This is a genomic window from Candidatus Frankia alpina (genome assembly GCF_902806485.1).
Taxonomy (GTDB): Bacteria; Actinomycetota; Actinomycetes; order Frankiales; family Frankiaceae; genus Frankia; species Frankia alpina.
In genome coordinates this window covers 1-8,109 of the sequence record NZ_CADCWT010000209.1, presented here as the reverse complement: position 1 = coordinate 8,109, position 8,109 = coordinate 1, and the positions used below count along the sequence as shown (strand labels likewise).

General features: G+C 72.5%; 4 protein-coding genes. 2 read left to right on the top strand and 2 right to left on the bottom strand.

Annotated features, from left to right (window positions below; translation table 11 throughout):
* Positions 1-296 precede the first annotated feature (296 nt).
* A complete protein-coding gene (locus tag G6R25_RS18645; RefSeq protein ID WP_163554005.1) occupies positions 297-1,505 on the bottom strand; it encodes an MEDS domain-containing protein in 1,209 nt (402 codons plus the stop codon).
* Between the two features lie 431 nt (positions 1,506-1,936).
* On the opposite strand from G6R25_RS18645, the gene G6R25_RS18640 reads away from it, so the two are divergent.
* Positions 1,937-4,576: a Tex family protein gene (locus G6R25_RS18640; protein WP_163554004.1), complete on the top strand. Its 2,640-nt coding sequence runs from the start codon at positions 1,937-1,939 to the stop codon at positions 4,574-4,576.
* A 54-nt stretch (positions 4,577-4,630) separates the two neighbouring features.
* Here G6R25_RS18640 and G6R25_RS18635 read toward each other — a convergent pair whose 3' ends face one another.
* Complete coding sequence (locus G6R25_RS18635) at positions 4,631-5,554, bottom strand: DUF4394 domain-containing protein (protein ID WP_163554003.1); 924 nt, start codon at positions 5,552-5,554, stop codon at positions 4,631-4,633.
* A gap of 1,064 nt (positions 5,555-6,618) precedes the next feature.
* Between G6R25_RS18635 and G6R25_RS18630 the strand changes: the two genes are divergently transcribed.
* Positions 6,619-8,109, top strand: a 1,491-nt coding sequence (locus G6R25_RS18630; protein ID WP_235949012.1) for an ATP-binding protein, incomplete at its 3' end; no start/stop codon positions are given.

Here is an 8,109-nt window from a genome sequence, read left to right as displayed (position 1 = left end):
ACACCAACACAACATTGATGTCACGCAAAGCGACGAAACGTTACCGGGAAAGGCTCAGTTGTGGCCCCAGCGGTCGGAATCAAATCGTTCCCGCATCGCCCGGGCGGTGGAGTCGAGCGCCCAGAAGGGATCGAGCGCCCGGGTCCCGGTTACTCTCGATGGTGGCGATTCCGCGCAGCAATCCGCGGGGGACGGTGTACTTCAACGCGTAACGGTCCGCAATCGGCATGAACAACGCGTACGACGTCTCCTTGTTGACTAATCCCGCCGGGCATGCGCATCTGCACCGCGGCCGGTCAGACGTACATGAATATCCGCGCGGTCGTGCCGGCACGCCCCGACCGGAGCTGCACGAGATCGCAGAGCTGGTTGACGAGCCAGAGCCCGCGCCCACCGCTGAGGTTGAGGTCCGGGCGCCGTCGCCCGGCGAGCCGGTCGGCGAGTTGACCGGAGTCGGTGACCTCGCAGATCAGGCAGCCGTCGACGATCCAGAAGCGCGCGACTCCCCGCCCGCCGCCGTGGCGGATGCTGTTCGTCGCGACCTCGTGCACGGCGAGTTCGAGATCGCCGGCTCGGTCCTCCCCCAGCCCGTCGGCGCGGGCCGCGCGGATGGCCGCCGCGCGGACCAGACCGAGGTCAGCCGGGCCGAACGCGATCTCGGCCCGCGGCTGGCCCAGCTCCGGCAGCAGCTCGGAAAGCGGATCCGAGCGGGTGGCCTCGCCGGGCCGGGCCTGCGGATCGGCCCCTCCGCCTGCGCCGGCGGCAACGCCTGCCGCGACGGCCACGGCGGCGTCGGCCACCGCCGCGGTGGCGACAGAGGTGGCACTGGCAGAGGTGACGCCGACATCGGCCACCACGGCTGCGGCAGAGGCGTCGGCCACCGCGACGGCGACGGAGGCGGCAGCGGCCGTCACCGAAGCGGGGGGAGCAGTGGCCGGTCCGGCCGGCGGCCGGTAGCGCGTGCTGATGCGACCGAGCCCGCCGTCCACCACCACCGGATGGGTCTGCCACACCTCGTCGGCGGTCAGCGAGCTGAGCGTGGTCACCTCGTAGGGGCAGCGCAGCCGCCAGGCCGGCGGGGCCACGAACGCCTCGTTGAGCAGGGCCTCGTGAAGCATGCATTCCCGCTGTTCGGGGACGGATCGCCCGGACCACAGCGGCTCGCCGATCCCGCGGATGGTCCGACCCCGTTCGATCCCGAGGTCGAGGAATTCCTGCCAGGCCGGGATGATACGCGCCGGATTCCGGCCGACCTCGGCCATATCGACGAAAGTGACCCGACTCGCGGCTCGACCGAGCGCGGCACGGAGAAGCGCCGTCCGCGGCCGCGTCACCGCCACGAGAACATCCTCGTCCGCCGCCAGACCGGCGAGGATGAAATCCCTGGTCGCGGTGAGGAAGCCGACGTCACCGTGGTACAGAAAGGCCTCGTGCCGAATGCCATCGACACCGGTCGGGCTGAGGGCCGAGCCACGGATGGGGCCCAGAGCACTCTCCCGACTCACTCCGCCGCCCTGCGTCGCAAACCGGCGGCGGACGGCACCGGTGCGAGCGCACCGTATCCGACCGGGCCGGACCTGGAATGCGGAGAATAACAGCGTCCCGCACTCGCGGCCCCATCCCCCCTGCGCACGCGCACATCATAGGTCATGTCGAACCAATGGGATATGCCGAGCAACGCAATCGAACGGGACGGATCACACTGGATCACACCGGACCAGCCATCACCAGGCGGATGACCTCGGCCGCCGGCGGCTCGGGCCGATCGCCGCACCGTCGCCGATCGGCGACGGCCGACGGATCAGCCCGGATGACCGCCCGAGCGGAAAGCGGCAGGTGATCGCCCGTAGTCTCGCAGTCAGCGCGGATTGGCCGGACGGCCCGGCACCGTGATCGCGCACAGCACCGACGAGGACGAGAAGGCGGATCAGGCATTGTGACGACGACATCTGTCCCGCAGCGGTCCATCCATCAGCGGATCGCCGACGAGCTCGGCGTGCGCCAGGGGCAGGTGACGGCGGCGGTCGACCTGCTCGACGGGGGCGCCACCGTGCCCTTCATCGCCCGCTACCGCAAGGAGGCGACGGGCACCCTCGACGACACCCAGCTACGCACCCTGGAGGAGCGGCTGCGCTACCTGCGGGAGCTGGAGGAGCGGCGCACGGCGGTGCTGGAGTCCATCCGCGCCCAGGGCAAGCTCGACGACGCCCTCGAGGCGCAGATTCTGGCTGCGGACTCCAAGGCCCGCCTGGAGGACATCTACCTGCCGTACAAGCCGAAGCGGCGGACGAAGGCGCAGATCGCCCGTGAGGCGGGCCTGGAGCCGCTGGCGCTGGCCCTGCTGGCCGACCCCACCAGAGACCCGCACGGCACGGCGAGCGGCTACATCGACGCGGACAAGGGGGTGGCGGACGCCGGCGCCGCGTTGGAGGGCGCGCGGGCGATCCTCGTCGAGCGGTTCGGCGAGGACGCCGACCTCATCGGCGCGCTGCGGGAGCAGATGTGGTCCCGTGGCGTGCTCGTCTCCCGGGTCCGGGAGGACAAACAGGAGGCCGGCGCGAAGTTCGCCGACTACTTCGACTTCTCCGAGCCGTTCACCTCGCTGCCCTCGCACCGCATCCTGGCCGCGTTCCGGGGCGAGAAGGAGGAGATCCTCGACCTCACCCTGGAGCCGGACACCCCGACCGAGCCGGGCGCCCCGCCCGTGCCCGGGCCGACGAGCTACGAGCAGCGGATCGCCGAGACGTTCGGGATCTCGGAGGCGGGCCGGCCGGCGGACCGCTGGCTCGTCGACACCGTCCGCTGGGCCTGGCGCACCCGCATCATCGTCCACCTCGGGGTGGACCTGCGGATGCGGCTGTGGACCGCGGCGGAGGACACCGCCGTGCGCGTGTTCGCGGCCAACCTGCGCGACCTGCTGCTCGCGGCACCGGCCGGCAGCCGGGCGACGATGGGCCTGGACCCGGGGTACCGCACGGGCGTGAAGGTCGCGGTGGTCGACGCGACCGGCAAGGCGGTCGCCACGGACACCATCCATCCCCACGTCCCGGCCCGCCGCTGGGACTCCTCGATCGCCACCCTGGCCCGCCTCGCCGCCGAGCACCACGTCGACCTGATCTCGATCGGGAACGGGACGGCCTCCCGGGAGACCGACAAGCTGGCCGACGACCTCATCCGCCGGCATCCGGAGCTGTCCCTGACGAAGGTGACCGTCTCCGAGGCGGGGGCGTCGGTGTATTCGGCGTCCGCCTACGCCTCGGCCGAGCTGCCCGAGATGGACGTCTCGCTGCGCGGCGCGGTCTCGATCGCCCGTCGCCTACAGGACCCGCTCGCCGAGCTCGTCAAGATCGATCCGAAGTCGATCGGGGTGGGCCAGTACCAGCACGACCTGGCCGAGGCGCGGCTGTCGTCGTCGCTGGACGCCGTGGTGGAGGACTGCGTGAACGCCGTCGGGGTGGATGTCAACACCGCGTCGGCGCCGCTGCTGACCCGGGTTTCCGGAATCGGGGCGGGCCTCGCCGAGAACCTGGTCCGCCACCGCGACGCCAATGGCCCGTTCCGCACCCGCGAGGCGGTGCGGGACGTGCCCCGGCTCGGGCCGAAGGCGTTCGAGCAGTGCGCCGGCTTCCTGCGCATCCGCGGCGGGGACGACCCGTTGGACGGCTCCAGCGTGCACCCCGAGTCCTACCCGGTGGTCCGGCGCATCCTCGCGGCCACCGGCGGCGAGTTGAACACCCTCATCGGCAACGGCGCCATGTTGCGGTCGCTGAAGCCGACCGAGTTCGTCGACGACGCCGTCGGGCTGCCGACGGTCACCGACATCCTCACCGAGCTGGAGAAGCCGGGGCGCGACCCGCGGCCGGCGTTCCGCACGGCGGCGTTCACCGAGGGCATCGAGACCCTCGCGGACCTGGTCCCCGGGATGACGCTGGAGGGCACCGTCACGAACGTGGCCGCGTTCGGTGCCTTCGTCGACGTCGGCGTGCACCAGGACGGCCTGGTGCACGTCTCGGCGATGTCGAAGAACTTCGTCAGCGACCCACGGGAGGTCGCCAAGCCCGGCGGCATCGTCACGGTGAAGGTTCTCGATGTCGACATCCCGCGCAAGCGGATCTCGCTGACGCTGCGCCTGGACGACGAGATCGGAGCTCCGGCGGGCGGCGCGGGGCGCGGTTCGGGGAGCTCCGGGCGCCGCAGCGGCGCTGGGGACGCTGGTGGCGCTGGTGGCGGCGAACGGCGGGGCCCCGGCGGCAGCAACGCCGGCACGGGGGGTCGGGAAGGCGCGCGTCGCGACGAGGCCGGCGGTGAGCGCCGGGACGATGCGGGCGGCCGAGGCCGTGGCGCCGGCGGCCGGGACGGATCGGCCGGCCGGGGAAGCGGCGCACGCGGTGGTGGCCGGGGCAGCGCCGGTTCCGGTAGCGGTGCAGGTGGCGGCCGGGGCAGCGCCGGTGGCGGTGGTGGCCGGGGCGGGCGCGGTGGTGCGCCGGACGGGGCCATCGCCGATGCGCTGCGGCGGGCCGGGATCGTCACCGGCGACCAGATCACCCTCGACGGCTCCGGTCGCAAGCGGAGCTGACCTCGTCCGGGGGGGCCGCCGGCGAGTCTCGGCGGCCCCCCCCGGAGCCCCGCCCTACTGGGTTGGTGGGATCGCGATGTCGGAGACCTGGCCGTTGCGCGGGAACGTGCCCTGGAAGCGGACCCGCCCGGTCAGCGGGTCGATCTCGACCAGGCGGTAGGAGGTCCCGATCAGCAGGGTCGCGAAGGCCCGGTTGCCGACCGCTCGGCCGTTCGACCGCTGGGTGAAGATGTCGAAGCCGGCATTGCCCACGACGGGCAGGCCGAGCCGCCCCGTCGGGACGAGCTGACCGGAGTTGGCCGGCGAGGCGACGTCAACCTGGTCGAGGGCGGTGTCGAGGTCGAACAGGGTGGTCGACGTCGACGGGTCCAGGTCGTTGTTGGTGTAGGCGGCGCCGGTCAGGCCGGTCGCCGCGGTGACCGCCGGCGGGTAGTTCAGCAGCGTGTCGACCGCCGTGGTGTTGATCGGCGGGGTACCGGCCGGGTCGTCGATGTTGTGCCGCAAGTTCTGGCCGGTGTTGCTGATGATGCGCAGCCGGTTGGCCGCCGGGTTGAAGTCGACGTCGAAGGCGGTGCCGCTGAGCGCCACCGTGAGGTGCGACACCAGGATTGCGACGGCGTTGGACGTGTTGATCACATAGATGCCGCCGAGGTTGCCGACACCGTAGAGCCGGCCGTTCTGCACCCGGTAGTCGATCCCGATGAGGCTCGTGTCGCCGCCGACGAGGCCGGTGACCCGACCGATCGGCACCAGCCGGGAGGGTGAGGCGGTGTCGAAGCGGGCCAGATAGCCCGTCGTCGTCAGGCCGATCGCCGACAGGTCGCCGAAAAATACCGGGCGCACCGAGGTAGCCACAGCACCCGGGGCCACGGGAGCGGCGCTCGCCACACCGGCCAGGCCGGGGATGGCGGCGACGATTCCGGCGGCCAGCGCGGCGGTGAGTGCGGCCGCACGGGCCGGGGAATGCCTTCTACTCACGAGAGTCTCCTTCCGAACGGTCATTTTGGGGGCGGAAGGCCGCGATCCCCGTCACCCCACGTGACCACCACCCGGCCGAAGTAGATGCTTAGCGTTACCTGAAATCAACGATGTGCAGGATCGGCGGTTTGCCGCCAAATCGGGGTGAGTCGCACTGGACGTGGCGACGGGCACGGATAGGCGTCGCCCGGCCATCACGCCGTGCTCCAGGGAGGTGCCCGAGATGGCGCTGTTGCCCTACCTCGGCGCCGCCGCGCCCCGGGGTCGCTGAGCGCATTGCGCCGCGCCTGTCGCCGACGCGCGGGCCTTCCCGGCTCTGCCGATGGCCTGAAAGTGCCAGAGACCGCCCCCGACGGGTCCGCGCGGGCGCAGGTGTCGCCGGAAGCCGATGAGCGACGAATCGTCGAGACGATGGCACGACATTGTCAGCTTCGGTCAGAAGCCACCAAATCGCCATCAATGCTCCCCGCAAACGTGACATTTCGGGAGTGTGGCCCGCGATGTAGGCCGCCTGCGCATATCCGACACCGCCGCCTCCGGCAGAATCGCCCCTTGTCTCCGGATGGTCCCGGACCGTTCCGGGACCATCAAGGGACAACACTGACCCATCCCTGCCACTAGAGGTCGCTCGTCCCGCTCAATGCTGGTTGCTGACCGTCGGCAGGCCGCGCATGCGTGCCTACGCTGTCCGAATCGCCGCTGGCCTGGGCCGGCCGCCGCAGACGGCCTGAGACCTCGTCCAAAGATGGGACCGGCGACAAAGACGAGACCGGGGGGTCGAAACCGTGCCAGTCACATATCTGGGTCGACACACGTCCCACCCCGCGCGTGACCACGACCCACGGCGCGCCTTCGGCGGCCTTTCGGACCATCCACGCGTGCTCGCCACCAGCCGCTGACGAGGACCCGCCCCATGCCGACCCACGCCTCGCCCACCCGCCGCGGCCCCCGCGCCCTGACCGATCAGGGGCCCTTCGTCCTGCTGATCGCCGTGCTGGCCGTCGTCGGCGTGGGCGAGCGCCGCGACCGCCGGCCCGGACCCGCCGCCGGTGATCGTGTCTGCGGTGGCGGCCACCGCCGTCGTGCTGCCCGCCGGCGCGCTCGCGCTCGGCCGCGGTCGGGCCGTGCGGCGGCTGCGCAGCAGGGTCGCCGACCTGGAGACCCGGCTCGCCGGCGCGCACATGCAGATCCAGACGCAGAACATCCGCGCCGCCCAGCTCGCCGACCAGATCCTGCCCGCGGTGGTGAAGCGGCTGCGTGACGGCGCCTCGCCCGACGCCGCGCTGGCAGATGTGGCCGAGGCCGGCGGGGTGATCGAGGCCGGCGGCCTGCGCACCGCGGGTGCCACCGACGCGGGCATCGCCGCACCCGCAGGCGCCGCCGGCGCGACGGGCATCGCCCGAGAGGCGGGCGTCGCCGGGCACGGGGACGTCGCGGCGGGTTCGGGCATCGGCGACGGGGACCGCGAGACGCGCGAGACACATCGGCGCATCCTGTGGACGCTCGCGACGGAGATCGGCCGCGGCGAGCGGATGCGGGCCGCCGCGATGTCCGCGTGCGCGAATGCGGCCGGCCGGGTGCAGGCGCTGGCGACGAGCATGCTCGCGGACCTGCGCGAGATGGAGCAGCGCCACGACGAGGAGGTCTTCGGCGACCTGCTTCGCCTCGACCACGCGACCGCCCAGGCGGGCCGGTTGGCGGACAGCATCGCGGTGCTGACCGGCGCCCGCACCGGACGTCGGTGGACCAAGCCGATCGTGGTGGAGAGCATCCTGCGCGGCGCGGTCGACCGGATCAGCGCCTACCAGCGGGGCCGCCTGCATTCGACGAGCACGGTCGCGGTCGCCGGCTATGCCGCGGAGGGCGTCATGCACGCCCTCGCCGAGCTGATGGACAACGCGACCAGCTTCTCGCCTCCCTCCGAGGAGGTGCATGTGTATGTGGAGGAGGTCCAGGCCGGCATCGTGGTGACGATCGAGGATGGCGGCCTGGTCATGGGGCCCGCCGCGCTGCGCCGCGCCGAGGCCGCGGTCTCGGCGGAGCCGCTGGATCTCACCACGCTGTCCGGTACCCGCCTGGGCCTGGCCGTCGTCGGCGTGCTCGCCCGCAAGCACGGTCTGACCGTGTCGTTCCGGCCGTCCTCGCGCGGCGGCACCGGTGTCATCGTGATGATCCCCCACCGGCTCATCGCCCAACCGCGGCCGAACCCCGCCACGCCCGGGATGCCCATGGGCGAGACCATCGGGGCGACCACGGGTGCCCTGGGCACAGCGGCGCGGGCAGGCGCAGCCGGCGCGCCGGTCGGGGGCACGGTCCGCACGCTCGACCGCCCCGCCCCGGACGGCACCCGGCTGAGCGGCACCGGGCTAAGCGGCACCGGGCTAAGCCGCACCGGACTGGATGGCGATGCCGCGGCCGGCCGATCCGACGCGCCCGGCACCCCTGTTCCGGACAACCCGACCGGGCCGATTCCGCGCGCCGACGTACCCGGCGAGCCGGCTGCGGCCTCGCCGCCGGCGGCCCACGAGACACTGCCGAAGCGGCGTCGTGGGGAG